23 protein-coding genes are annotated in these 23,977 nt (G+C 67.6%); 13 read left to right on the top strand and 10 right to left on the bottom strand.

Going from position 1 to position 23,977, the window contains the following annotated elements; all coding sequences use genetic code 11:
- Positions 1–37: 37 nt before the first annotated feature.
- The 4 genes from rpe to purH are packed head-to-tail and all read left to right on the top strand — an operon-like array spanning position 38 to position 4,244.
- Entirely contained in the window at positions 38–694 is a 657-nt protein-coding gene (gene rpe, locus O3305_RS15135; protein WP_269573291.1) for a ribulose-phosphate 3-epimerase, read from the top strand.
- The gene (locus O3305_RS15130) at positions 691–2,424 is read left to right on the top strand and encodes a heparinase II/III family protein (RefSeq protein ID WP_269573290.1); all 1,734 of its coding nucleotides are present in this window, start codon (positions 691–693) and stop codon (positions 2,422–2,424) included. The genes rpe and O3305_RS15130 overlap by 4 nt, the downstream gene beginning before the upstream one ends.
- Positions 2,425–2,631, top strand: coding sequence for a hypothetical protein (locus O3305_RS15125; RefSeq protein ID WP_269573289.1), 207 nt, complete (start codon positions 2,425–2,427; stop codon positions 2,629–2,631).
- A 41-nt stretch (positions 2,632–2,672) separates the two neighbouring features.
- Entirely contained in the window at positions 2,673–4,244 is a 1,572-nt protein-coding gene (gene purH / locus O3305_RS15120) for a bifunctional phosphoribosylaminoimidazolecarboxamide formyltransferase/IMP cyclohydrolase (protein ID WP_269573288.1), read from the top strand.
- A gap of 34 nt (positions 4,245–4,278) precedes the next feature.
- On the opposite strand, the gene O3305_RS15115 is transcribed toward purH, so the two are convergent.
- The 7 genes from O3305_RS15115 to nadB form a co-directional block, all read right to left on the bottom strand.
- Positions 4,279–5,736, bottom strand: a complete 1,458-nt coding sequence (locus tag O3305_RS15115) for a lipopolysaccharide biosynthesis protein (protein ID WP_269576527.1) — start codon at positions 5,734–5,736, stop codon at positions 4,279–4,281.
- A gap of 68 nt (positions 5,737–5,804) precedes the next feature.
- On the bottom strand, positions 5,805–8,561 hold the full coding sequence (gene polA, locus O3305_RS15110) for a DNA polymerase I (RefSeq protein ID WP_184163466.1): 2,757 nt from the start codon (positions 8,559–8,561) through the stop codon (positions 5,805–5,807).
- 43 nt (positions 8,562–8,604) lie between these two features.
- A complete protein-coding gene (locus O3305_RS15105; protein ID WP_269573287.1) occupies positions 8,605–9,222 on the bottom strand; it encodes a hypothetical protein in 618 nt (205 codons plus the stop codon).
- Positions 9,223–9,286: 64 nt separating this feature from the next.
- Positions 9,287–9,979 carry a 2OG-Fe(II) oxygenase gene (locus O3305_RS15100; protein ID WP_269573286.1) on the bottom strand — a complete coding sequence of 231 codons (693 nt, stop codon included), beginning with the start codon at positions 9,977–9,979 and terminating at the stop codon, positions 9,287–9,289.
- A gap of 55 nt (positions 9,980–10,034) precedes the next feature.
- A complete protein-coding gene (locus O3305_RS15095; protein WP_502958207.1) occupies positions 10,035–11,156 on the bottom strand; it encodes a serine hydrolase in 1,122 nt (373 codons plus the stop codon).
- Between the two features lie 232 nt (positions 11,157–11,388).
- A complete protein-coding gene (locus O3305_RS15090) occupies positions 11,389–12,777 on the bottom strand; it encodes a glycosyltransferase family protein (protein ID WP_269573284.1) in 1,389 nt (462 codons plus the stop codon).
- A gap of 68 nt (positions 12,778–12,845) precedes the next feature.
- A complete protein-coding gene (nadB, locus tag O3305_RS15085) occupies positions 12,846–14,450 on the bottom strand; it encodes an L-aspartate oxidase (RefSeq protein ID WP_269573283.1) in 1,605 nt (534 codons plus the stop codon).
- Positions 14,451–14,514: 64 nt separating this feature from the next.
- On the opposite strand from nadB, the gene O3305_RS15080 reads away from it, so the two are divergent.
- Both O3305_RS15080 and O3305_RS15075 read left to right on the top strand, forming a co-directional pair.
- Positions 14,515–15,423: a CE1 family esterase gene (locus O3305_RS15080; RefSeq protein ID WP_269573282.1), complete on the top strand. Its 909-nt coding sequence runs from the start codon at positions 14,515–14,517 to the stop codon at positions 15,421–15,423.
- On the top strand, positions 15,390–15,896 hold the full coding sequence (locus tag O3305_RS15075) for a hypothetical protein (RefSeq protein WP_269573281.1): 507 nt from the start codon (positions 15,390–15,392) through the stop codon (positions 15,894–15,896). The genes O3305_RS15080 and O3305_RS15075 overlap by 34 nt, the downstream gene beginning before the upstream one ends.
- Positions 15,897–16,441: 545 nt before the next feature.
- Here the strand turns inward: O3305_RS15075 and O3305_RS15070 are convergent.
- Positions 16,442–17,365 (bottom strand): ABC transporter ATP-binding protein, encoded by a 924-nt coding sequence (locus tag O3305_RS15070; protein WP_269573280.1) that lies wholly within the window; start codon positions 17,363–17,365, stop codon positions 16,442–16,444.
- A gap of 37 nt (positions 17,366–17,402) precedes the next feature.
- Positions 17,403–18,494: a sensor histidine kinase gene (locus tag O3305_RS15065; protein ID WP_269573279.1), complete on the bottom strand. Its 1,092-nt coding sequence runs from the start codon at positions 18,492–18,494 to the stop codon at positions 17,403–17,405.
- A 114-nt stretch (positions 18,495–18,608) separates the two neighbouring features.
- Here O3305_RS15065 and O3305_RS15060 point away from each other — a divergent pair, with 114 nt between their 5' ends.
- From O3305_RS15060 to O3305_RS15035, 6 genes are all read left to right on the top strand, one after another.
- Complete coding sequence (locus tag O3305_RS15060; RefSeq protein WP_269573278.1) at positions 18,609–18,842, top strand: zinc-finger domain-containing protein; 234 nt, start codon at positions 18,609–18,611, stop codon at positions 18,840–18,842.
- A 198-nt stretch (positions 18,843–19,040) separates the two neighbouring features.
- A complete protein-coding gene (tldD, locus tag O3305_RS15055; protein ID WP_269573277.1) occupies positions 19,041–20,468 on the top strand; it encodes a metalloprotease TldD in 1,428 nt (475 codons plus the stop codon).
- Positions 20,465–20,968 carry a CPBP family glutamic-type intramembrane protease gene (locus tag O3305_RS15050; RefSeq protein WP_269573276.1) on the top strand — a complete coding sequence of 168 codons (504 nt, stop codon included), beginning with the start codon at positions 20,465–20,467 and terminating at the stop codon, positions 20,966–20,968. The genes tldD and O3305_RS15050 overlap by 4 nt, the downstream gene beginning before the upstream one ends.
- 9 nt (positions 20,969–20,977) lie before the next feature.
- On the top strand, positions 20,978–21,910 hold the full coding sequence (locus O3305_RS15045; RefSeq protein ID WP_269573275.1) for a DUF5996 family protein: 933 nt from the start codon (positions 20,978–20,980) through the stop codon (positions 21,908–21,910).
- Positions 21,911–21,919: 9 nt separating this feature from the next.
- Positions 21,920–22,471, top strand: coding sequence for a pyridoxamine 5'-phosphate oxidase family protein (locus tag O3305_RS15040; RefSeq protein WP_269573274.1), 552 nt, complete (start codon positions 21,920–21,922; stop codon positions 22,469–22,471).
- On the top strand, positions 22,471–22,674 hold the full coding sequence (locus O3305_RS15035) for a putative signal transducing protein (RefSeq protein WP_269573273.1): 204 nt from the start codon (positions 22,471–22,473) through the stop codon (positions 22,672–22,674). Before O3305_RS15040 ends, O3305_RS15035 begins: the two co-directional genes overlap by 1 nt.
- On the opposite strand, the gene O3305_RS15030 is transcribed toward O3305_RS15035, so the two are convergent.
- On the bottom strand, positions 22,671–23,270 hold the full coding sequence (locus O3305_RS15030; RefSeq protein WP_269573272.1) for a TetR/AcrR family transcriptional regulator: 600 nt from the start codon (positions 23,268–23,270) through the stop codon (positions 22,671–22,673). The two genes, O3305_RS15035 and O3305_RS15030, sit on opposite strands and share 4 nt — an antisense overlap.
- Positions 23,271–23,331: 61 nt before the next feature.
- On the opposite strand from O3305_RS15030, the gene O3305_RS15025 reads away from it, so the two are divergent.
- Positions 23,332–23,946 carry a glutathione binding-like protein gene (locus tag O3305_RS15025; protein WP_269573271.1) on the top strand — a complete coding sequence of 205 codons (615 nt, stop codon included), beginning with the start codon at positions 23,332–23,334 and terminating at the stop codon, positions 23,944–23,946.
- The last annotated feature ends 31 nt before the right edge of the window (positions 23,947–23,977 follow it).

Below are 23,977 nucleotides of genomic sequence, written 5' to 3'. Positions count from 1 at the left end.
GGTTGCGCGCGAATCGCGGGGTGCCTAAGGCTTTGTCATGGCCGTCCGCATCGCACCTTCGATCCTCTCCGCCGATTTCGCCAAATTGGGCGAGGAAGTCCGCGCCATCGACGCCGCCGGCGCCGACTGGATCCATGTCGACGTGATGGACGGGCATTTCGTCCCCAACATCACGATCGGCCCGGCGGTGATCAAGGCGCTCCGCCCGCACACCGCGAAGCCGTTCGACGTCCACCTGATGATCGCGCCGGTCGATCCGATGCTCCAGGCCTTCGCCGATGCGGGCGCCGACTGCATCTCGGTGCATCCCGAGTCAGGCCCGCACCTCCACCGCACGCTCCAGACCATCAAGGGCCTGGGCAAGCGCGCCGGCGTGGTGCTCAATCCGTCCACGCCGGTGGAGTCGGTCGACTATGTCATGGACATGATCGACCTGATCCTGGTGATGAGCGTCAACCCCGGCTTCGGCGGGCAGAAGTTCATCGAGAGCCAGCTCGGCAAGATCGCCGAGTTGCGCAAGCGGATCGATGCCAGCGGCCGCGCGATCGACCTCGAGGTCGATGGCGGCATCGATCGCGAGACCGCACCGCGCGCGATCGCGGCAGGTGCCGACGCACTCGTCGCCGGCACCGCGACCTTCACCGGCGGGCCGGGTCAGTACGCGGCGAACATCGCCGCGCTACGAGGCGGGTGAATGACCAACCGATCGACTCCGGGGCCGACGGAGTCGAGCAGGGCAAGCGGCTCATCCGCACCGGCGGCGAGCGCGGCCTCAGCCTCGCCGAGCGGCTGTCCGAACATTTCCAGCGCCTCGCCTGGCGGAGCCCGCTCCACAATATGCGCCTGAAGGGCCGGCACCCCCTCAAGCTGATCGCGGTTGGCGAAGACCCGTTCTTCGGCGATGTCGAGCGCGGCAATGCCCTGCTCGACGGTGCCGTCTGCTTCCGCGGCGAGCAGCGCTCGATCGCCAGTCTCGATTTCGCCCGGCCGGACTGGTCGGTGGCGATGGGCGAGTATCTCCACGGCTTTGGCTGGCTGCGCGACCTGTCGAGCGTCACCACCCGCGTCACCGCCGCGCCGATCGCCGAGGCGCTGATGCAGCGCTGGCTGTCGGCACATGGCGACAAGGTTTCCGAGCCGGCATGGCGGGCCGATCTGGTCGGCCGGCGCATCCTCGCCTGGACGGCGCATGCGCCGCTGATCCTCTCGGCCAACGACCTCGTCTATCGCTCCTCGGTGCTCCACGCGCTGGCCAAGGGCGCGCGCCACCTCGACCGCGCCGCCGATCGCGTCGCCCCTGGACCGGGGCGGATCGCGGCCTGGTGCGGCGTGCTCGTCGCCGGGCTGATGATCCCGGGCGGCGATCCGCGCCGCTCCTTCGGCGAGACCGGGCTCAAGCGCGCGCTCGAACAGTCGATGTTCGACGATGGCGGCACCGTCGGCCGCTCGCCCTGGAGCCAGCTCGACGCGGTGCAGCTGCTGGCGATCCTGTCCAACGCCTATGAAGCGCGCCGGCTCGAGCCGCCCGCCTTTGTCGCCTCGGCGCTGAACCGCATGGTCACCGCGCTGCTCGGCGTCTGCCATGGCGACAAGGGGCTGGGCAGCTGGCAGGGCTGCGCCCCGGTTTCCGGCGCGATGATCGAGCAGGTCGTGGAGGCGACCGGTGTGCGTACCCGCCCGCTCAAGCAGGCGCGCGAATGGGGCTATCAGCGGCTGAACGCCGGCAGCACCGTGCTGATCATCGATGCGGCCCCGCCGCCGCTCGCCCGGCTTGCCGCCGGCGGTTGCGCCTCGACGCTTGCCTTCGAGCTTTCCGACGGACCGCACCGGATCGTGGTCAATTGCGGTGGCGCGAACATGGCGACGGCTTCGTTGCCGAACGCGCTCACCGAAGGGCTGCGGACCACTGCCGCGCACTCCACGCTGGTGCTCGCCGACAGCAACTCCACCGCGATTCATCCCGACGGCTCGCTTGGCCGCGGCGTCGTCGAAGTCGAGCTGGCGCGTACCGAGAGCGAGAATGGCAGCCGGGTCGAGGCCAGCCATGACGGTTATGTCCGCCGCCTCGGCTTCACCCATCGCCGGTTGATCGCGCTGGGCGGCGACGGGCGCGACGTGCGCGGCGAGGACATGCTGCTCCCCGCCGACAAGCGGAAGCGCAAGGCCAACACGCCCTTCGCGATCCGCTTCCACCTCGCCCCCCAGGTCGAGATCTCGCCGACTGCGGACGGGCAGGCCGCGATCCTGCGCCTGCCGAGCGGCCATCTCTGGCAGTTCCGCTGCAAGGGCGGTTCGCTGGCGTTCGAGGATTCGATCTGGATCGACGGCGCCGGCAAGCCGATGGCGACCAAGCAGCTCGTCATTACCGGTGAATCGCTGGCGGGCGGCGCCAATGTGAGCTGGCTGTTTCACAGGGCGAAATAGGTGGCGCGGGTCGAGATATTCCAGGGCAAGGACGACCTTGAGCCGTTCCTCACCAGCGAATTCGGCTTTCTTCCCCGTATCGGCGAATATCTTGCGATCGAGGCCGATGGCTATTTCCATCACTATAACGTCGTCGAGATCTGGCACCGCCGCGATGAGGGCGGGGGCGACTTTATCCCCTGCATCCGCGTCGAACTTGACGACTAGGGGTTGCCAGCACCGCCCCGATCCGTAGAGGGGCATGCCGCATGGACCAGATCAAGATCAGCCGTGCGCTACTCTCCGTCTCCGACAAGACCGGGATCGTCGAACTCGCAACCGCGCTTGCCGCACAGGGTGTCGAGCTCGTCTCGACCGGCGGCACCGCCACTGCCCTGCGCGATGCCGGGCTGGCCGTTCGCGACATCTCCGATCTCACCGGCTTTCCCGAGATGATGGACGGCCGGGTGAAGACGTTGCACCCCAAGGTCCATGGCGGCCTGCTCGCGGTGCGCGGCAATGCCGAGCACGAGGCCTCGATGGCCGAGCATGAAATCGGCGCGATCGATCTCGTCGTGGTGAACCTCTATCCCTTCGCCCAGACCGTGGCGCGCGGCGCCGATCGCGAGACGATTATCGAGAATATCGATATCGGCGGCCCGTCGATGGTCCGCTCGGCCGCGAAGAACCATGAGAGCGTCGTGATCCTCACCGATCCGGCCGATTATCCGCTGGTGCACGGTGCCACGACGACGCTCGAGCAGCGCCGCAAGTTCGCCGCCAAGGCCTATGCCGCCACCGCCGCCTATGACTCGATGATCTCGAGCTGGTTCGCCTTCGCCGATCAGGGCGAGGCCTTCCCCGAGATGCTCAACCTCAGCCTCAAGCGCGGCGCGGCGCTCCGCTATGGCGAGAACCCGCACCAGTCGGCCGCCTTCTATGCCGCGACCGGCCCGGCGGCGCAGGGCATCGGCCAGGCGCGCCAGGTGCAGGGCAAGGAGCTGAGCTACAACAATTACAACGACGCCGACGCGGCGCTAGAGCTGATCAGCGAATTCCGTGATGGCCCGCCGAGCGTGGTGATCGTCAAGCACGCCAATCCCTGCGGCGTGGCGAGCGCGGACACGCTGGCCGAGGCCTATGCGGCTGCCTTTGCTTGCGACACCGTTTCGGCGTTCGGCGGCATCATCGCGGTCAACCGCCCGCTCGATCGCGCTACGGCCGAGCAGATCACCTCGATCTTCACCGAAGTCGTGGTCGCGCCGGGGGCCGATGAGGAGGCGCTCGCGCTGTTCGCCGCCAAGAAGAACCTGCGCCTGCTGCTCACCGACGGCCTGCCCGATCCGAAGCGCCCGGGCCTGATGGCCAAGTCGATCACCGGCGGCTGGCTGGTCCAGAGCCGCGACAATGGCGGGATCGACGCGGGCGACCTCAAGGTCGTTACCAAGCGCCAGCCGACCGAGCAGGAACTCGCCGACTGCCTGTTCGCCTGGACGGTGGCCAAGCACGTCAAGTCGAACGCGATCGTCTATGCCAAGGGCGGCTCGACCGCGGGCGTCGGTGCCGGCCAGATGAACCGTCTGGAAAGCGCCCGCATCGCAGCCTGGAAGGCCAAGGACGCCGCCGAGAAGGCAGGCTGGGACGAGACCCGCACGATCGGCTCGGCCGTGGCCTCGGACGCCTTCTTCCCCTTCGCCGACGGCCTGCTGGCCGCGGTGGAAGCCGGTGCGACCGCGGTGATCCAGCCGGGTGGCTCGATCCGCGACGACGAAGTGATCGCCGCCGCCGACGAAGCCGGCCTCGCGATGATCTTCACCGGCATGCGCCACTTCCGGCACTGATCCGATCTCCCCCCTCCCTTTCGGGGGAGGGGGCTTACAGTTTCTCTTCGGTCGGCAGCGTCGCTTCGCCCGCGCGCGGCATCTTGCGGAACAGCGCCTTGTCCTCGGGGCCGAAGCCGAACTTGATGATCACGAACAGATAGGTGATCAGGATCGCCGGCATGCCGAAGCTCAGCTCGGCCCATTCGGCGCTTTTGGGCAACGAAGTGAACGCGCTGCCGACCAGGCAGGCGATCGCGATCGCCGCGAAGAAACTCGGCCGGATGGATACGACCGGCGCACCCGTAAGGCGGTAGAGCAGGGCGGCCTTCACCGCCGATCCGATGGTGAGCGACACCGCCAGCGCCAATGCGGGACCGGCGGCCTGGATCGGCTCGGACCAACCCTCTTCGCGGGCCACCACCACGAACACGAAGCTCAGCACGATCTGCAGCAGCAGCACGCAGACCGAGATCGCCAGGTTCTTGTGCCGGGCGATATAGACCAGCCCGGTCTCGCAGACCGCGCCGGTCGAGGCGAGCACCTCGGCGACGAGCAGGATGCACAGGGCACCCGCGCCGATCACGAACTCCTTGCCGATCAGCCCCATCACGCCCTCGGCGGGGATCGAGAACATCACGGCGAGTGCCGCCTGCGCGCTGGTCACCCAGAAGCCGACCTGGCGGACCTGCTTGGCCACCGCCACCTTGTCGCCCTCGGCCAGCGCCTTGGTGACGACCGGCCCCAGGATCGGATCGAAGCTCGACTTGAGCCGCTGCGGCACCGAGGCGACCTGCTGCGCCATGTAATAGACGCCGACCACCGCCGGGCTGAACAGCAGCGCGAGGATGAAGCGATCGACATTGCGCGTCGCCCATTCGATCGCGTCGGCGCCGGCGAGCGGGGCGTTGGCGCGCGCCAGCCCCCAGATCGAGGAGGGCCGCGGACGCCAGCCATGCGGCAGGCCGTAATCCTTGACGAACGGCACGATCGAGGCACCAAGCGCGGCGATCATCGACAGAGCATAGGCGTAAAGCAGCCCATCGCGTGCCGAGACATAGGAGAAGCCCCAGGCAGCGATGCTGATCGTCCAGGGCTCGATGATCGCCCGCGCGGTCACCGCGGCGCCGATATTGTGGCGATAGGCGCAGGCCGAGAGCGCCACGTCCGACAGGGCCGGGCACAGCACCACCAGCGCGAGCAGCGGCTCGAGCCCGGTCACCGGGCTGTTGGGGAACATCGCCTGGGGGAAGAGGACCAGCACTCCGCTGGCGATCAGCGAGGCGATCAGCGCCACCACCATCGCGTCCCATACGACATGGGCATGGGGCCGGTCGGTGCGGGCGAGCGCCTGGGCCAGTCCGCGCTTGAGGCCGAGCGTGGCGAGCAGCGCGGCGACTTCGATCACCAGCACCGCGATCGCGTAGCGGCCGACAATGTCCGGGCCATAGGCGCGGCCCGCGATGAACAGGAAGGGCAGGCGCGCGACCAGCCGGATGATGAAGCCCAGCATGTTGGTCCGCCCGCCCTTGGCGAGCGCATTGATGTCCTCACCGCCCGAAGGCGCGATCACGGCCTCGCTCAATGCGCCGCGCCCCAGCTCGGGCCCACGCCGATCTCGACGCCGAGCGGCACGGTCAGCTTCACCGCCGGCTCGGCCGCGGTCGCCATCACCCGCTGAATGACCGGCTTGGCGGCCTCCACATCCCCCTCGGGCAGCTCGAACACCAGTTCGTCATGCACCTGGAGCAGCATCTTCACATTGGGCAGCCCCGCTTCGAGCAGGGCGGGGCCCATCCGCGCCATGGCGCGCTTGATGATGTCGGCGCTGGTGCCCTGGATCGGTGCATTGATCGCCGCGCGCTCGCTGCCGGCGCGCTCGTTCGGGTTGGAGGCCTTGAGCCGCGGAAAGTGCGTCTTCCGGCCGAACAAAGTGGTGGTGTAGCCGCGCTCCTTGGCGAGGCTCAGCGTGTCGGCGATGTAGCGGTTGATCCCCGGGAAGCGCTCGAAATAGCGGTTGATCATCGCCTGCGCCTCGTCGGGCGTCACGTCGAGCCGCCCGGCCAGGCCCCAGCGCGAGATGCCGTAGAGGATCGCGAAGTTGATCGTCTTGGCGCGGCCGCGGGTGTCGCGGTTCACTTCACCGAACAGCTCCATCGCGGTACGGTTGTGGATGTCCTCGCCCTGCTCGAAGGCTTCGCGCAGCGCGGGCACGTCGGCGATATGCGCGGCCAGCCGCAGTTCGATCTGCGAATAGTCGGCCGAGAGGATGACATTGCCCGGCTCCGCCACAAAGGCATCGCGGATCTGCCGCCCGGTCTCGGTGCGGATCGGGATGTTCTGGAGATTGGGGTCGGTCGAGCTCAATCGCCCGGTCTGCGCGCCGGTGAGCGAATAGCTCGTATGCACGCGGCCGGTCGCCGGATTGATCTGCGCCTGCAGCGCATCGGTGTAGGTCGACTTGAGCTTGGTGAGCTGGCGCCAGTCGAGCACCTTGAGCACCATCTCGCGGCCCGGCGAATCCTTGTCCGCCGCGATCCGCTCGAGCTCGTTGACATCCGTCGAATAGACGCCGGACTTGCCCTTGCGCCCGCCCTTGATCCCCATCTTGTCGAAGAGGACGTCGCCGAGCTGCTTGGGGCTGCCGATGGTGAACTTGAACCCGGCAATGCCGTGGATCTCTTCCTCCAGCGCCGCGATCTGGTGCGAGAAGTCGGTCGAGAGCTTGTGGAGGACCTGCGCATCCACCTTGATGCCCTCGCGCTCCATGCCGGCGATCACCGAGACCAGCGGCCGGTCGACCATCTCATAGACGCGGGTCGAGCCTTCATAGGCCAGCCGCGGCTTGAAGCGCCGCCACAGCCGCAGCGTGACGTCGGCATCCTCGGCGGCGTAGCGGGTGGCGGCCTTGAGATCGACCTGGCCGAAGCCGAGCTGGTTCTTCCCCGTGCCGACCACGTCCTTGTAGGCGATGCAGCTGTGCGATAGGTGCGTCGCCGCCAGTTCGTCCATGCCGTGGCCGTGCAGGCCGGCATCGAGGTCGAAGCTCATCACGATCGTGTCGTCATAGGGCGCGACATCGATCCCGACACGGCCCAGCACGATCATGTCGTACTTCAGATTGTGCCCGATCTTGAGGACCGCGGGGTCCTCGAGCAGCGGCTTCAGCCTGGCGATCGCCACCGAGCGATCGATCTGCACCGGCTTCTCGGCGAACATGTCGGTACCGCCATGGCCGAGCGGAATATAGCAGGCGAGGTTGGGGTGCAGCGCCATCGACACGCCGACCAGCTCGGCGCGCGTCGCATCGACGCCGGTCGTCTCGGTATCGATCGCGACCCAGCCCTGATGCCTGGCGATGGTGATCCAGCGATCGAGCGCGGTCTCGTCGGTGACCGTCTCATAGCCGTCGTGATTGCAGGGCGGGTCTTCCTCCAGCCCCGGCGTCTCATGCGTCTCGACCGGCGCCTCGGCCACCGCCGACAGCCGGTTGAGCAGGGTGCGGAAGCCGTGATGCTCGAGGAAGGCGCGCAGCGGCGCATCCGGGATGCCCTGCAGCGCGAAATCCTCGAGCGGCTCGGGCAGCGGCACGTCGCTCGCGAGCTGCACCAGCTGGTGCGACAGCCGCGCCATATCGGCATGCTCGATCAGATTGTCGCGCATCTTGGACGGCTTCATCGCCGGTGCCGCCTCCAGCACCGCCTCGACCGTGCCGAACTCCTGGATTAGCTTGGCGGCGGTCTTGGGGCCGATGCCCTTCACGCCGGGAACATTGTCGACACTGTCGCCCATCAGCGCCAGCACTTCGCCCAGCTTCTCGGGGCCGACGCCGAACTTCTCCTCGGTGTCCGCCGGGCCCAGCCGCCGGTTGTTCATCGTGTCGAGCATGTCGACCGACGGATCGGTCATCAGCTGCATCAGGTCCTTGTCGGAGCTGACGATGGTCACCTGCCAGCCCTGGGCCAGCGCCGCCTTGGTATAGCTGGCGATCAAATCGTCGGCTTCCCAGCCGGCTTCCTCGATGCAGGGCAGCGAGAAGGCGCGCGTCGCGTCGCGGATCATCGGGAACTGGGGCACCAGATCCTCGGGCGCCGGCGGGCGGTGCGCCTTGTACTGGTCGTACAGCTCGTTGCGGAAGGTGTGCTCGCTCTTGTCGAGCACCACCGCCATGTGAGTCGGGCCGTCGGCCTTGTTCAGCGTGTCGACCAGCTTCCACAGCATGGTCGTATAGCCATAGACGGCACCCACCGGCTCGCCATGCTTGTTGGTGAGCGGCGGCAGCCGATGATAGGCGCGGAAGATATAGCCGGAGCCATCGACGAGATAGAGATGAGGCATTGCCGCGCCGGGATAGCCGAGCCGGTGCGCCGAACAAAGCCCCTCAGGCCATTACGATATTTTGCAGGGTGAACTGGAAGGGCGAGGCCTCGTCGCCCGGGCCACTGCCGGTCATCACGATATCGGCGCTGGCGATGCCGAGCAGCGAGATCTCGCTATTGTCCTGCGCCACGCTGATCGGAACCGGCGAATCCGCCGGCGTCATATGGGAGAAGGTGCCGATCCAGAGCCGGGGTTCCAGCACGAACTCGGCCCTTGCCCCCGGATGGATGACGGCACCGCCCGAATATAGCCTGCCGTCCTTGTAGATCTGCGCGGTGATCGCCCCGCTCGGCAGGGTATTGATCAGCTCGATTGCCTGGGGGTTGCTCGCCGGACCAGTCATCTGGATCGTGTCGCCGGCATTGGTGAAGGTCGCTGTGAAGCTCTGGCCGGGCTCGGCCGGCAGGCGCGGCGTATAATTGCCGTCGCTGTCGAGATAGCTGATCTGCGAAGCCGCCGGAACGGTGAAGGGGTGATTGCTGCCCGGCCCGCAATTGCGAATCACCTTCCAGGCGGCTGCGGGACCCGCTTGGGCAGGGGGCAGGTTCTCCGAATAGAACAGTACCTGCGTGTTGTGGGTGTCGTTCGATCTGTTGATGAAGTTGAGCCGGATATCCACGCGACGAGCTCCCCCGGAAGTTTCAGGGACTATCCGGCGCTTTCGTTACGCTGGCGAGTCGAGATTACACCGAATCATGGAATATCACCCCGAGTACATGCCGATGCCCGGCGCGGATTTCGCTGACGCCATGACGCATCGCCACGCGGTAATCGCCCCGGCTGCCGCGCACTGGGCGCTGGTTGACCGCGAAGACCACCGCATCGCCCTGGCGTAGCGGCACCACAGAGACACGCGATTGCATGCGCGGGCGTTGCTCGGTCAGCACGAACTCGCCGCCGGTAAAGTCTTCACCCGGCGCGGAGAGCAGCACCGCGAGCTGGAGCGGGAAAACATGTTCGCCATACAGGTCCTGGTGCAGGCAGTTGTAATCGCCCGGACCATAGCGAAGCAGCAACGGGGTAGGGCGGCGCTGCCCCGCTTCGTGGCAGCGCGCGAGAAAATCTCCATGCGCCGGCGGGAAACGCTGCTCGATTCCCATCCGGTGGTTCCAGAGATTGGCGATCGCGGCGAGCGGCGGATAGAGCCCGGTCCGCAGCTGCGCGACGATGTCCGGCAGCGGATAGGCGAAATAGCGATATTCGCCGCGGCCAAAGCCGTGCCGCGCCATCACCACCCGGCTGCGGAAGCCGGCTTCCGCATCGTAGAACGCGGCGGTTCCGGCGCATTCGGCGGGAGAGAGCAGGCCGGACAGCACGGCCCAGCCCTGTGTGTCGAGCGATGCGGCGATCGCGGTCCAGTCGAAACGGTCAAGCATGGCGCCGGGCTAGCGGGTTGCGGCCCCGCGCGCCTTCCGCTGCTTGCGCCCGAACTTACTTGCCGCTGGTGAAGGCCTTCCACGCCGGATCGGCAGTGTCCTGCACCGGCGGCGTGCTGCCATGATGCGCGACGATCGCCTGCGCCACCTGCTGCATCAGCATCTGGCGCTCGCGGATCGGGCGGCGAGTGTCGCCGATCATCACGGCCAGCGCATAGGAAGTGCCGTCCGGCGCGGTGAGGATGCCGACATCGTTGAAGCCCGCGGTGCGCGAACCAAGGTCCTGGCCTGTCCCGGTCTTGTGGCCATAGACCCAGCCGGCGGGCACCGCGCCATGCACGCGGTAGCGCCCGGTCTTGGCGCCATCCATCGTCCGGATCAGCCAGGCGGTCGAGGCCGGCGACAGCAGTTCGCCGCGCTTCAGCCGGGCGAGTGCCACCGAGATGCCGGCAGCCGCCGCGCCGTCGGGCGGATTCTTCACATAGGATTCGTAGGCCGCGAGCCGGACTGCCGGCGACAGGCGCGAGCGGGCGACCATGAAGGCGTTGCCCATCGAATATTCCTGCTTCCACTCCAGCCCGGCAGTGCCTGCCTGGAGCAGGCGCTCGCCGGGGCCGAAGCGCACGCCGGTGATGCCCTTGCGCGCCAGGAAGGCGCGGATGGCGTCCGGCCCGCCGACCAGCCGGAGCAGCTTGTCGTTGCAGGTGTTGTCGCTCATCTGCATCGCGCGGCGCACGATCTCGCCGACCGTGGTGGTATAGCCCTGGTCGCCCTTGACCAGCGCGGCGATCGGCTGGTGGAACAGGGTGAAATCGGCCCTGGTGATGGTGATCGGGTCTTCGAGGCGGATCTTGCCCTGGTCGATCTGGTCGAGCACCGTCATGGTGACCCAGAGCTTGGACACGCTCTGCTGCGGCATCGGCCGCGCGGCGTCGTTCGAGGTGACGATCCAGCCGTCGCGCACATTGGTCACCGCCACGCCGACCAGGCCGTCGAAATTGCGGGTGATGCCGTCGATCGCGCTGACCAGCCCCTGCGGTGCAGGCCTGCTCGGCTTCCAGGTGGCTGCGGTCGGCTTGGCGCTGCCTTCCCAGGGGAAGGCCAGGCTCACGCCGTAGCTGGCGGGCGCGAAGGTCGCGAGCGAGGGATCCCCGTGCACCGTGCAGCCGACCAGCATCGCAGGGCCGAGGCCCGCGATCGTCACTGCCCGTTGAAATCTCGAGAAGTCCTCGAACTTAAACACTTTTACCCGACCCTTTACCCGTTCGGAATCATGTAGCGGATGTGCGTATCGCGAAAGGCCGCGCTATCCCGGGTTGCGACGAATGCCAGTCTTGTAGCGGTGAAGCGTGAACATCGCGGAAACCGGACGCACTTTTTGGCCAGAACGCAGGGAAAATCCTGAGGTTTCAATTGCCGCCGGCGGCGAGCCAGGCGTTGAGACTGGTCGCGGCCGGATCCGGCGTGCAGCTGCCGATGCGCCGCGCGACGCAGCCCGGCGCATCGGTGATGCCCGGCGCGGCACAGCTTTCGAGGCGATATTGGCGGGGCAGCTCGGCGACATGCGTACGCGGTGCAACCACTACGTCGAATGCATCGGCGCGCCGCCGGGCTTCCGCCGGCGTCCCGATCACATAGATCGGGGTATCGCGCCGATACAGCGCATAGGCGCCGGCAACGGTGTCGCGCGGGCGATACAGCGCGAGGCCGCAGGTCGCGGGCGGCCGGCCGGCACGTTCCAGCGCGGCGGCGAGATCGCTCTCCATCGTCCAGTTCGGGCGGAAATGCCCCATGGCCAGCGCCGCCGAGGTCCCGCCCCACAGCAAGAGCGTGCCGGCGGTGGCCAGCGCCAGCCGGCGGCGGGGCACGCGGCGCAACAGGTCGGCGCTGCCGATCGCCGCCAGGATCACCAGCAGCGCGGTGCTCGCCAGCACGAAGCGATATTCCTTGTGGCCGATCAGCGAGTGGAAACCGAGATGGACCAGCGCGATCCAGAGCAGCGCCGGGTAGCGCTTCGCCCCGACCCAGGCGAGCAGCAGGATCGGCGCCGCGGCGAGGGTCCAGTACCAGGTGATCAGCGCGAAATAGCCGGTGACCGGCATCGTGCCATAGGCCTTGGCGCGTCCTTCAACGATGTTGATCCGCGCCGCCTCGATCATCCAGCGGAAGGGGACGGCGCCCATGGCGAGATTGGCCAGCGCATCCACTGCCAGCGCGCCGCAGCCGCCCGCGATCATCGGCAGCCAGGCGCCGCGCCCGTCCCCGCGCGCGGTCAGGATCGCCAGGGTGAGCAGGGCAGGGGCGTACTGGATGCGCGCGACGAAGCAGAGCCCCATCAGCAGCCCGGCAAGGGCGAACTGGCGAGGTCCCGGCCGGTCCCGCGCGAGCAGCAGCCAGACCGCGCCCATCAGCAGCGCCAGCCCGGTCGGCTCCGAAAGCGCGCGCGGGGCGAAGAAAACCAGCTCGAACCAGGTCGCCGCGACGAATCCGGCAACGATCCCGTGCAATCGCGACAGCCTGAGCCCGAGCGCCACCGCCGCGCCCACGATCACCAGCGAGAGCGCCGCCAGGGTGAACCGCACCAGCAACAGGTGCAGCGTCGTATCGGGGGACAGTGCGTGCCCCAGCCCCATCGGCAGGCTGAGCAGCTCGGGAATCAGCCAGCTGCGCAGGCCGGCGCGATAGTCCCAGGTCTGCACCCAGGGCCCGGCGACAAGATGCCAGGCGGGCTCGAGATATTGCCAGATCTCGTCGAACCAGCCGACCATGAAGGGCACGGAAGCGACGGCGCGCAGCACCGCCGCGAGCAGGAGCGAGCTCCAGAAGACGCGCTTCGCGCTTAGGCCCCAGAAGATCCTTTTGCCGCTCAGGGCACCAGCACCGTGTCGACCGCCTGCGGCAGCGTCTCGGGATAGTCGAGGTTGTAGTGCAGCCCGCGGCTCTCCTTGCGGTGGAGCGCCGAGCGCACGATCAGGTCGGCGCTTTCCAGCAGGTTGCGCAGCTCGATCAGGTCGGGCGTCACCCGGAAATGGCCGTAATAGTCCGCCACTTCCTCGCGCAGCATCTTGATCCGGTGCGCCGCGCGCTCGAGCCGCTTGGTGGTGCGCACGATGCCGACATAGTTCCACATGAAGCGCCGGATCTCGGTCCAGTTTTGCTTGATCACCACTTCCTCGTCGGAATCGGTGACCCGGCTCTCGTCCCAGGGCCGGATCGCCGGCACCGGGTGCAGCGCGTCCCAGTGCGCGGTGATGTGGCGGGCCACCGCCTCGCCGAACACGAAGCATTCCAGCAGCGAGTTCGACGCCAGGCGATTGGCGCCGTGCAGTCCGGACTGGGTGACTTCGCCCGCCGCATAGAGATTGGGCAGGTCGGTGCGCCCGTCGCGGTCCACCATCACGCCGCCGCAGGTGTAATGCTGGGCGGGGACGACCGGGATCGGCTCCCGCGTCATGTCGATATCGAGATCGAGCAGCCGCGCATGGATCGTCGGGAAGTGATGCTTCACGAACTCGGCGCCCATATGGCTGATGTCGAGATGGACATAGTCGAGGCCGAGCCGCTTGATCTCATGGTCGATCGCCCGCGCCACGATGTCGCGCGGCGCCAGCTCGGCTCTGGGATCGAACTCCGGCATGAAGCGCTTGCCCGCTTCCTCGCCGGCATCGGGGGGCAGCAGCAGCCGCCCGCCCTCGCCGCGCACCGCCTCGGTGATCAGGAAGTTCTTGACCTCGAGATTGTAGAGGCAGGTCGGGTGGAACTGCATCATCTCCATGTTCGAGATGCGGCAGCCCGCGCGCCACGCCATGGCGATGCCGTCCCCGGTCGCGCCCCTCGGCGCGGTCGAGAACAGATAGGTCCGCCCCGCGCCGCCGGTCGCCAGCACGGTCGCCCGCGCGGTGAACAGCTCCACGCGGTTCGTCGCCCGGTTGAAGGCATAGACGCCCCAGACATTGCCCGCGCCCGAATAGCGCTCCTCATGCCGGCTGGTCGCCAGGTCGATCACCACCTGGTCGGGCACCAGGGTGATGTTCGGATGGGCCTGCGCCGCCTTCAGCAGCGCCGTCTGCACCGCCAGGCCGGTGGCGTCGTCGACATGGACGATGCGGCGATGGCTGTGCCCGCCCTCGCGAGTCAGATGCAGCGCGCCGCCCTCGGTGTTGAACGGCACCCCCAGCTCGGCCAGCCGACGGATCGCCGCCGGTGCGTTCTCGACCACCATCTCCACCGTGGCGCGATCGTTCAGCCCCGCGCCGGCGATCATCGTGTCCTCGATATGGCTCTCGAACGTGTCGCCGGGCTCGAGCACCGCGGCGATCCCGCCCTGCGCCCAGGCGGTCGAGCCCTCGGCGAACCCGCCCTTGGCGAGCACGGTAACCTTGAAACGCTGGGCCAGGTTGAGCGCGGCGGTGAGCCCCGCCGCACCCGATCCGATCACAAGAACGTCGCTGCTATGGGGATCGTCCGACATGTCTCTTCCGCTGGTTCCTGCCCGGACTAGGCGTTAGGCAGGGGTGCTGCAACGGGAGAGAGACATGCGCCGCCAAAGCCTGGGTTTAGTCATGGCCGCCCTGGCCGCCTTCGGCGCGGCCCCCGCGGCCGCCAAGGGCTGCACGCTCGGTGCCGTCGGCCAGACGGTGCAGCTGCGCATCGGCGACACCGGCCGCGCCGCGATGCTCCATCTCCCCACCGGCTTCTCCCGCGCCCGTCCGGCGCCGCTGGTCCTGCTGCTCCATGGCAGCGGCGGCACGGGTGCCGCGATGCTGGAGAATTCGAAGCTCGCCACCGCGGCCGACGCGCATGGCTTCATCGTCCTCGCCCCCGATGCCGGCATCCCGCTGGAAAAGGGCTATGTCTGGAACATTCCCGGCGTCCCCACCGTCTCGGGCAGGATCCCCGGCCCGGGCGATGCTGATGACGTCGCCTTTCTCGGCAAGGCGATCGACTGGCTCGCCGCCAATCGCTGCATCGATACCAGCCGCGTCTATGCCACCGGCCTGTCGGGCGGCGGCCGGATGACCAGCTGGCTCGGCTGCGTCGCCGCCGCGCGCTTCGCCGCGATCGCCCCGGTGGTCGGCCTGCGCGCCGGCAATCCGCTGGCGAGCGACAAGCGCGTCCCCGATCCCGCCACCTGCCAGCCGTCCCGGCCGATGCCGGTGATCGCCTTTGCCGGCGATGCCGACGGCACCAATCCGATCCAGGGCGGTGGTGCCGGCTATTGGCAATATACGATGGCGACGGCGCTGCGCCGCTGGGCCGATCTCGACCTGTGCCGCACCGGCCCGGTCCAGCGCGACCTGACCGACAAGCTCTACGAGGTCCGCTATGCGAACTGCCGCGCCGGCACCGAAGTCGCCGGCCGGATCACGCGTGGCGCCGGCCATGTCTGGGCGGCGGACAATGACGCGATGTGGGCCTTCTTCGCCCGGTACCGGCGCCGCTGATGGACGAGGCGAAGCGCCGCGAGATCGCCGCCCGGCGCGAGGCGATGCGCGGGCGGATCGGCCGCGAGGAACAGCGCGCCGCCCTGTGGGGCGATGACGAGAAGCTCGCCGCCGCCGGCACCCCCTTCCGCCTGCGCTACCGCGACCACGAGGACCGGCCGGACTGGCGCGGCGACCTCGTTCCCGCCGGTATGTTCCATCTCGACTGGAGCGCGATCCCGCACATTCACGAAACCATATTCGAGCACGAGCGCCCCGATTTCGCCCGCGCCGCGCTCGCCGCGCGGATCGGCCCCGACGACTTGCTCTGGGTCGTCCCCGGCAACGGCCTCGCCCCGATCATCGAGATCAGCCGTGCCGGCTTCGACCTCCATGCCGGTATGCTGATGGAGCTGGGCTCGGAAATGTGGCTGTCCGGCGTACCCGACTGGCTGATCGAGTTCCGGAAATGGGACGTGCGGATTGCCGGTTAGAAGCAATCCCGCTCCTCGGCGTTCGCCGGGGAACAGGGGCGAAGCCTCACCCATTCGCCGCCCGGGTCAGGTCCAGGAACCCGTCAGATACGCCTCCCGCATCGAGGCGTCGACGATGCCCAGCCCGGCTCCCTGCATCCGGCCGCGTATCGCCGGATTGAGCAACTCGAAAATAGATATGGAATCGTCTGCTGTGGAGGGTGTATTATGCGGAAGCAGCTTAGGCAGAATGCTTCTGCTGTTTTCCAAAAATAAGCAAAGGAATTGCTTATGTATTATGCGAGGTGTTCAAATGACTATTTGTGTTTCTATTGCAGTCGCGCTTGGTAGTTTTAGTTATAAGTGGTTCTTGGGTAGCGTTCTTCTGGTCTTGCTGAGGTGGAGTCTTGACCGGATTCCCGGCGGCGGGAAGTAATTGACCATCGGCATGCCGGGGCGGGACGCCGCTTTCGGCATATGGCTGCCGCGGCAAGGCGCGGGAGGCGGGCGGACTGGCCCGTTGCCGGGCAGAGGCCCTGCAACGGGCCTCGCGCACGAAGGCGGCGTCAGCCGTTCGCCGCCCGGGTCAGGTTCAGGAACGCGTCCTCCAGATCCGCCTCACGCGTCGAGACATCGACGATGCCGAGACCCGCGCCCTGCACCGCGCCCAGCACCTCGCCGGCATTCGCCTGGTCCTTGCGGTAGGTGATGACCAGGGTGCGCTCGCCCTTCATCTCCACCTTCTGGAAACAGGCATTGTCCGGCACCGTCGCCACGTCGCGGTCGACGGTGACTTCGACCACCTTTTCCTGCGCCATGCCCACCAGCTCGCGGGTCGGCTTGTTGGCGATCAGCTTGCCGTGGTTGATGATCGCGATCCGGTCGCACAGCTGCTCGGCTTCCTCGAGATAATGGGTGGTCAGCACCACCGTCACGCCGCGCTGGTTGAGCTCGCGGACATAGGCCCAGAGCTGCTGGCGAAGCTCGACGTCGACACCGGCGGTCGGTTCGTCGAGGACGAGCACGGGCGGCGAATGCACCATCGCCTTGGCGACCATCAGCCGGCGCTTCATCCCGCCCGAGAGCGTGCGCGAATAGGCGTCGGCCTTGTCCTCGAGGTGGACGGCGCGCAGCAGCGCCATCGCGTCGAACTTGTCCCGGGGCACACCGTAGAGCCCGGCCTGGATCTCCAGCGTCTCCTTCGGCGTGAAGAAGGGATCGAAGATGATCTCCTGGTTGACGATGCCGATGCTCGCCTTGGCGTTGCGCGGGTGCGCATCGATGTCGAAGCCCCAGATCGACACGGTGCCGCCGGTCTTGTTGACCAGCCCCGCCAGGATGTTGATCAGCGTCGACTTGCCCGCGCCATTGGGGCCGAGCAATCCGAAGATCTGCCCGCGCGGCACGTCGAAGGTCACGCCGTCGAGCGCGCGCTTGCCGCCCTGATAGGTCTTGCAGAGAGAGTCGATCGCAATGGCCGCCTGAGTCATGCCCGCCGCATAGACGCTTGCGCGCCCGCGGCAAAGGTCAGGCGGCGTGGACCGCTGCGTTTGCCTCGGCCAGCGGCAGCCGGATCGTCGCGCGATAGCCCTGCTCGATCGGCGCCCCGTCCAGCCGGGCGGCGGCGCCATAGAGCATGCCCAGCCGCGCCCTGGTGTTGGCCAGGCCGATGCCATGGCCGGGGCGGGAAGGGGGGCGCCGGGGGCCGGCGCCGCGATTCTCCACGATCAGCAGCAGCGCATCGCCCTCGCGCCGCGCCGCGATGTCGAGCGTCGAATCGCCGGCGGTGGCTTCCACGCCGTGCTTGATCGCATTCTCGACCAGCGGCTGGAGCAGGAAGCTCGGCACCTGCTGGCCCAGCATCCCCGGCTCGGCGGCGATCGACACCTGGAGCCGGCTGCCGAAGCGCGCGCCCTCCAGCTCCAGATAGCGTTCCACCGTCTCCAGCTCGTCGGCCAGCGGTACCATGCCGGTATCGAGGTCCATCGTCGCGCGCAGGAAGCCGCTCAGCCCTTCCACCATCTGGTTCGCCTCGCCGATACGCTCGGTGAGGATCAGACTGGAGATGGCGTTGAGCGAGTTGCACAGGAAATGCGGGTTGAGCTGCAGGCGCAGCAGGTTGAGCTCGCTTTCCAGCCCGGCGACGCGGGCGGCGGCGAGCTCCTGCTCGCGCAGCCGGATACGGCGCACCGTGCCCAGGATCACGAACAGCGCGGCGGTGCAGCCGTCGATCAGGAAATAGATCACCGTCACCAGCAGCAGCGATTGCGGCGAATGATCGGGCACGCGCGTGTCCATGAAGGCATGGACGAAGAACTGGCCGCCGAAATCGGCCGCCATCTGGAGCAGCGCGGTGACCAGCAAGGCGGCGAGGCCCAGCGGCAGCGCGATCCACAAGGGCCGGCCGCTCGCCCAGCGCAGCGCGAGATAGATCAGCGATGCGAGCAGGATCGCCGCCAGCGTGCCCCAGATCAGCGTGATCCATTCGCCCAGGCCCGCCATCTGGCCGGAAACCGCGATGCCCGGCACGATCACCGACAGGGCGGCGGCCCAGAGCACGATGGTAAGCTGCGCCGCCTCGCGGGGCGCGGGCGCGACGATCTCCAGGGTAGGGGACATACCTCTTCCGTTTCTCGACGCGGGGGTGCCTATAGGGGATAAGCCACCACGCTGTCATCCCGCCGGGTCATGCTGTGCGTTGCGAGCGGCGATGCGCGGCGTTATAGGCGCGGCATGACCGCGCACCTGCCCGAGCTTATCCGCACCGCTTCCGCCCGCGTCGCCTGTGACGGCACCGGCCCCGGCCTGCCCGCCGCGCTTGGCCATCCGCGCGTGTTCCTGCAGATCGACGAGCATGGCTATGTCGATTGCGGCTATTGCGATCGCCGCTTCGTGCTGATCGGCGGCCCGGCCGACGGCGCCGACCAGAGCCAGCTTCCCGATCACCCGGCTGGCGCGAGCGTCTAAGCACAAATCCGGCGCATTGTTGTTTCAGCTGTTCCCCGGCGAAGGCCGGGGCCCAGTTGCAATGCGCGTTGTGAGGGCGGACCGTGCTCTCGATTGGCGTCGAGACTGGGCCCCGGCCTTCGCCGGGGAACGTAAGGGGCGCACTATGTTGCGCTCTCGCCGACGTGACTCTTCGCCGAAGCGACCTATATTCCCCGGATGAGCATTCCGACCGATCCGCGCAGCTACATCTATCGCGACAGCCTCGATCCCGAGACGGCCGCGAAGCTCACCGCCGAGGCGCTGGCCAGCGCCGAGGATGGCGAGCTCTATCTCCAGTATCGCAAGACCGAGGCGTTCGGCTTCGACGATGGCCGGCTGAAGACCGCGTCGTTCGATACCCAGTCGGGCTTCGGCCTGCGCGCGGTGTCGGGCGAGACCACGGCCTTTGCGCACGCCAACGAGATCACGCCCGCCGCGATCCGCCGCGCGGCGGAGACGATGGCGCTGATCGAGCCGGGCAAGGCCGGCAAGGCGCCGCCGCCCCAGGGCAATAACCGCCATCTCTACACGCATCAGGATCCGCTCGATCTGGTGCCCTTCGCCGACAAGGTGAACCTCTGCCAGTCGATCGACGCGGCGGCGCGGGCGCGCGATCCGCGGGTGCAGCAGGTCTCGGTCGGGCTCACCGGTTCGTGGAGCGTGGTCGAGATCGTCCGGCCGGACGGCTTCATCGCCACCGATATCCGTCCGCTGGTGCGGCTCAATGTGAGCATCGTGGTCGAACAGAATGGCCGGCGCGAGACGGGCAGCTTCGGGCTGGGCGGGCGCACGCTCTACGACAACCTCTTCCAGCCGGAGACCTGGAACCGCGCGATCGACGAGGCGCTGGCCCAGGCGCTGGTCAATCTCGACGCGGTCGATGCGCCGGCGGGCGACATGACCGTGCTGTGCGGTCCGGGCTGGCCGGGCGTGCTGCTGCACGAGGCGGTCGGGCACGGGCTCGAGGGCGATTTCAACCGCAAGGGCACCTCCGCCTTTTCGGGACGGATCGGCGAGCGGGTTGCGGCGCCGGGCGTGACGGTGGTCGATGACGGTTCGCTGACGGATCGTCGCGGTTCGCTGTCGATCGACGACGAGGGCACGCCGACGCGCGAGACGATCCTGATCGAGGACGGCATCCTCAAAGGCTATATGCAGGACCGTTTGAACGCGCGTTTGATGGGGGTTTCGCCCACCGGCAACGGGCGTCGTGAATCCTTCCAGCACGCCCCGATGCCCCGCATGACGAACACGTTCATGAAGGGCGGCAAGGACGATCCCGCCGAGCTGCTGAGCCGCGTGAAGAAGGGCATCTTCGCCAAGTCGTTCGGTGGCGGGCAGGTCGATATCGTCTCGGGCAAGTTCGTCTTCTCCTGCACCGAGGCCTATCTGATCGAGAACGGCAAGCTCGGCGCGCCGATCAAGGGCGCGACGCTGATCGGCGACGGGCCGACGGTGCTCAACAAGGTCACCGGCATCGGCAACGATTTCGCGCTCGATGAAGGCGTCGGCATGTGCGGCAAGGGCGGGCAGAGCGTTCCGGCCGGTGTCGGCCAGCCGACGCTGCTGGTGGACGGGCTGACGGTGGGCGGCACCGCGGCGTGATCCGGGCCGGGCGTCGCCTCCACGCGGCGCTCGTCACCTGGCCGGATGCGCGTGGCTGGCGTGCAGTGGGGCGGGAGTTGCTCTGGGGGCTGCCCCTCATCGCACTGCTCGCCTTCGCCACCGGCCTCGCCCATTTCGATCCGATGCCCTTCGGCCTTCCTTGGCTGGGCGTCTTCTTCACCCTGATGCTGGTTCCGGCATTGGGCGAGGAGCTGGTCTTCCGCGGCCTGATCGTCCCGCCGCCGGATCGCCCTTTCCCGCTATGGCAGGCGGCACTGGCGGTCGGCATGTTCGTCCTCTGGCACCCCTTACAGGCACTGACCTTCGGCCCGCCCTGGTCGGCGATATTCCTCGACTCGCGCTTCCTGATGATCGTCGCGGTGCTCGGTGCTCTGCTCGCGCGCCTCTACCGCGCGACTGGCAGCATCTGGCCCTGCGTCTGCACGCATTGGCTTATCGTCGCGGGGTGGAAGCTGTTGTTCGCCGGGCCGATCGGATAGGAAATGGGCATGAACCAGGCGCTTCCCGAACTCGACTGGACCAGCTGGCGCGGTACCGCGCAGCACCTTCACCTGATCACCCAGATCATCGGCAAGGTCCGCCTCGCGCATACCCCCTGGCTCAACCATAGCTGGCATGTCGTGCTTTATCCGATGGCCTGGGGTCTGACGACCGGGCCGATCCCGTGCGACGATGCCACGCTGCAGCTCGATCTCGACCTGCTCGAAAGCGAGCTCCGGCTTACGACTGACAGCGGCGGCGAGGCGAGCATCCCGCTCGGGCCCGGAAGCGTCGCCGATTTCCACGCCGCGCTGGTCGCCGCGCTGGCCGCGCTGGGCACGCCGGTGGCGTTCAATGGCGTCCCGAGCGAAGTCCCCGATCCGGTGCCCTTTGTCGAGGACACCGCGGAGCGCCCCTGGGATGGCGGAGCGGTGCGCGACTTCCACCGGGCGCTGCTCTGGATCGACCGGGTCTTCCGGCAGTTCCGCACCGGTTTCCTCGGCAAGGCCAGCCCGGTCCATTTCTTCTGGGGCAGCTTCGACCTCGCGGTCACCCGCTTCTCGGGCCGCACCGCGCCGAAGCACCCGGGCGGATTCCCCGGCCTGCCCGATGCGGTGACCTGCGAAGCCTATAGCCATGAGGAAGCCAGCGCCGGTTTCTGGCCGGGGAGCGACGCGTTTCCGAAACCAGCCTTCTACGCCTATGGCTATCCGGCGCCCGAGGGTTATGCCGATGCCGAAGTGCCGGCCCCGGCCTATTTCGACAACGGCCTCGGCGAATGGCTGCTCGACTATGATGCCGTCCGTACCGCGGAGGACCCGCGTGCGATGCTGCTCGGCTTTCTCCAGTCGACCTATGATGCCGCGGCCGATCTCGGCAAATGGGATCGTGCGCATCTGGAGTGCTCGCCGGGTGTTCCCCGCAAACCGCGGATCGTCTAGAAACGCGGCATGGCCGAGTTCTTCGATGCGCTCACCGACGATCACTGCGCCTTCATCGCGCGCCAGCCGATGTTCTTCGTCGCGACGGCGGCGCCTGAAAGCCGGGTGAACCTCAGCCCCAAGGGCATGGACTGTTTCCGCGTGCTGGGACCCAACCGCGTCGCCTATCTCGACGTTGCCGGCTCAGGCAACGAGACGCATGCGCACCTGATCGCCGATGGCCGCATCACCATCATGTTCTGCGCCTTTGACAGTCCCGCGCTGATCCTGCGCCTCTATGGCCATGGCAAGCCCCTGCTGCCCCAGGATCCGGAATGGGCCGAGCTGGCCGCGCATTTCGCGCTGTTGCCCGGTACCCGCCAGATCTTCGATGTCAGCGTGGACAGCGCGCAGAGCAGCTGCGGCTGGGCAGTGCCGCACATGACGTTCGATCGGGAGCGCGAGACGCTCAGCAGATATCATGTCAAGCACGGCGCCTCGGCGCGCTTCGCCAAATATGCGGTGCGCACCCACAGCATCGACGGCCTGCCGGTACGCAATCCCAGCGAGGAACCCGTCTGATGGCGCTTGTCGAGATCGGCCGGTTCGACCGGCAGGAAGCTTTCATCGTCCAGGGCCGGCTGGAGGACGAGGACATCCCCAGCTTCGTGTTCGATGCCGGCACCAGCATCGCCGACGGCTCGTACCTGCTGATCCCGGTTCGGGTGATGGTCGACGACGAGGATGTCGAGCGCGCCCGCGCGATTCTGGACGCCGCAGTCTAGCCGAGCAGCAGTGCCGTCGCCTTCTTGGCGATCCGGATCAGTTCCTCGCGCGGCGTGCCGGCGCGGGCTCGGGTGCTCAGCGAATGGATCACCGAGGAGGCGATCTGCGCATCGCCCAGCGGATCCGCGCTGCCGGCCTGCGCCATCAGCTTCTCGATCCAGCCATCCTGCAATGCGACAAACGCCGCCAGGGCCGCGCGGATGTCCGGATCGGTCACCGCCTCGGTCGCGGCCGTATTCACCGCGATGCAGCCCGAGGGGCCGTCCTCGCCGGTCAGGAACCCCTCGATCGCGCCAATGAACAGTGCCTTGAGCATCTTCTCGGGCGGATAGGCCGCTTCATGGAGCGCCCGGAAGGTCGCGTCGACGCTGGCATGGGTGCGCGCCAGGCCGGCGAGATACAGCGCCTTCTTGTCGCCGAAGGTGGCGTAGAGGCTCGGCCGGTTCACTCCCGTCGCCTCGGCCAGGTCGTCGAGCGATGTGTTCGAATAGCCGAGCGTGCGGAAGCGCTGGAGCGCGGCGCGCAGCACCGCTTCCTCGTCGAACTTGCGCGGCCTTCCACGGCCCCGGCTGGCTATTTTTGTATCGGTTCGCATTAAATTCCTTGACCCGATTATTTTTGTGCGAGATCGTACAAAAATACAAGGGAGACTCGTCATGAAGCTCTATTTCACCCCCTTCGCCTGTTCGCTGGCGGCGCGCATCGCGCTGGAAGAAGCCGGGCTCGACGCCGATTATGTCCAGGTGCCCCGGGATTTACGCCTGGCCGATGGCAGGGACTTCACCGAGATTTCGCCGATGGGCTATGTTCCGGCGATCGAGACCGGCACCGGTTTCGTCCTCACCGAAGGGCCGGCGGTGCTCACCTATATCGCCGAGCTGGCGCCCGAGGGTGCGCTCAGCTTCACCGGCTTTTCCGACGCACATTACCGGATGCTCGCCTGGCTGAACTTCGTCAGCACCGAGCTGCACAAGGCGGTGTACATGCCGATCCTTGGCAAGGACTATTCGGAGGCCGAGCAGGCGGCGGCGCGCGCCCGCCACGCCCGGCCCTTCACCGTGCTGTCGAAGCATCTGGAAGGCCGCGAATTCCTCCAAGATCGCTTCACCGTCGCCGATGCCTATCTGGTCGCGGTGCTCAACTGGTCGGAGTTCAGCAAGGTGCCGCTCGCCGACTGGCCGGTGCTTGCCGCCTATCGCGAGCGGATGCGCGCCCGGCCCGCGGTCGCCCGGGCGATGGCTGCCGAATGGCCGCTGCTCAAGGCCGCCTGACACCCTTCCGCGCTCCGTGCGTGGCCGCATC

Origin of the sequence: Sphingomonas sp. NIBR02145 (assembly GCF_027359115.1) — a bacterium.
Lineage (GTDB): Bacteria > Pseudomonadota > Alphaproteobacteria > Sphingomonadales > Sphingomonadaceae > Sphingomonas > Sphingomonas kyeonggiensis_A.
This window is presented reverse-complemented; position numbering and strand designations above follow the sequence as displayed.

Excerpts from the sequence above, each read along its gene's own strand:
- tldD (WP_269573277.1), top strand. The coding sequence starts at position 19,041 with ATGAGCATTCCGACCGATCCGCGCAGCTACATCTATCGCGACAGCCTC.
- O3305_RS15035 (WP_269573273.1), top strand. The coding sequence starts at position 22,471 with ATGGCGCTTGTCGAGATCGGCCGGTTCGACCGGCAGGAAGCTTTCATC.
- rpe (WP_269573291.1), top strand. The coding sequence starts at position 38 with ATGGCCGTCCGCATCGCACCTTCGATCCTCTCCGCCGATTTCGCCAAA.
- O3305_RS15070 (WP_269573280.1), bottom strand. The coding sequence starts at position 17,365 with ATGACTCAGGCGGCCATTGCGATCGACTCTCTCTGCAAGACCTATCAG.
- O3305_RS15065 (WP_269573279.1), bottom strand. The coding sequence starts at position 18,494 with ATGTCCCCTACCCTGGAGATCGTCGCGCCCGCGCCCCGCGAGGCGGCG.
- O3305_RS15025 (WP_269573271.1), top strand. The coding sequence starts at position 23,332 with ATGAAGCTCTATTTCACCCCCTTCGCCTGTTCGCTGGCGGCGCGCATC.
- polA (WP_184163466.1), bottom strand. The coding sequence starts at position 8,561 with ATGCCTCATCTCTATCTCGTCGATGGCTCCGGCTATATCTTCCGCGCC.
- O3305_RS15040 (WP_269573274.1), top strand. The coding sequence starts at position 21,920 with ATGGCCGAGTTCTTCGATGCGCTCACCGACGATCACTGCGCCTTCATC.
- nadB (WP_269573283.1), bottom strand. The coding sequence starts at position 14,450 with ATGTCGGACGATCCCCATAGCAGCGACGTTCTTGTGATCGGATCGGGT.
- O3305_RS15115 (WP_269576527.1), bottom strand. The coding sequence starts at position 5,736 with ATGCTGGGCTTCATCATCCGGCTGGTCGCGCGCCTGCCCTTCCTGTTC.
- O3305_RS15060 (WP_269573278.1), top strand. The coding sequence starts at position 18,609 with ATGACCGCGCACCTGCCCGAGCTTATCCGCACCGCTTCCGCCCGCGTC.
- O3305_RS15095 (WP_502958207.1), bottom strand. The coding sequence starts at position 11,156 with ATGCTGGTCGGCTGCACGGTGCACGGGGATCCCTCGCTCGCGACCTTC.
- O3305_RS15100 (WP_269573286.1), bottom strand. The coding sequence starts at position 9,979 with ATGCTTGACCGTTTCGACTGGACCGCGATCGCCGCATCGCTCGACACA.
- O3305_RS15045 (WP_269573275.1), top strand. The coding sequence starts at position 20,978 with ATGAACCAGGCGCTTCCCGAACTCGACTGGACCAGCTGGCGCGGTACC.
- O3305_RS15080 (WP_269573282.1), top strand. The coding sequence starts at position 14,515 with ATGCGCCGCCAAAGCCTGGGTTTAGTCATGGCCGCCCTGGCCGCCTTC.
- O3305_RS15030 (WP_269573272.1), bottom strand. The coding sequence starts at position 23,270 with ATGCGAACCGATACAAAAATAGCCAGCCGGGGCCGTGGAAGGCCGCGC.
- purH (WP_269573288.1), top strand. The coding sequence starts at position 2,673 with ATGGACCAGATCAAGATCAGCCGTGCGCTACTCTCCGTCTCCGACAAG.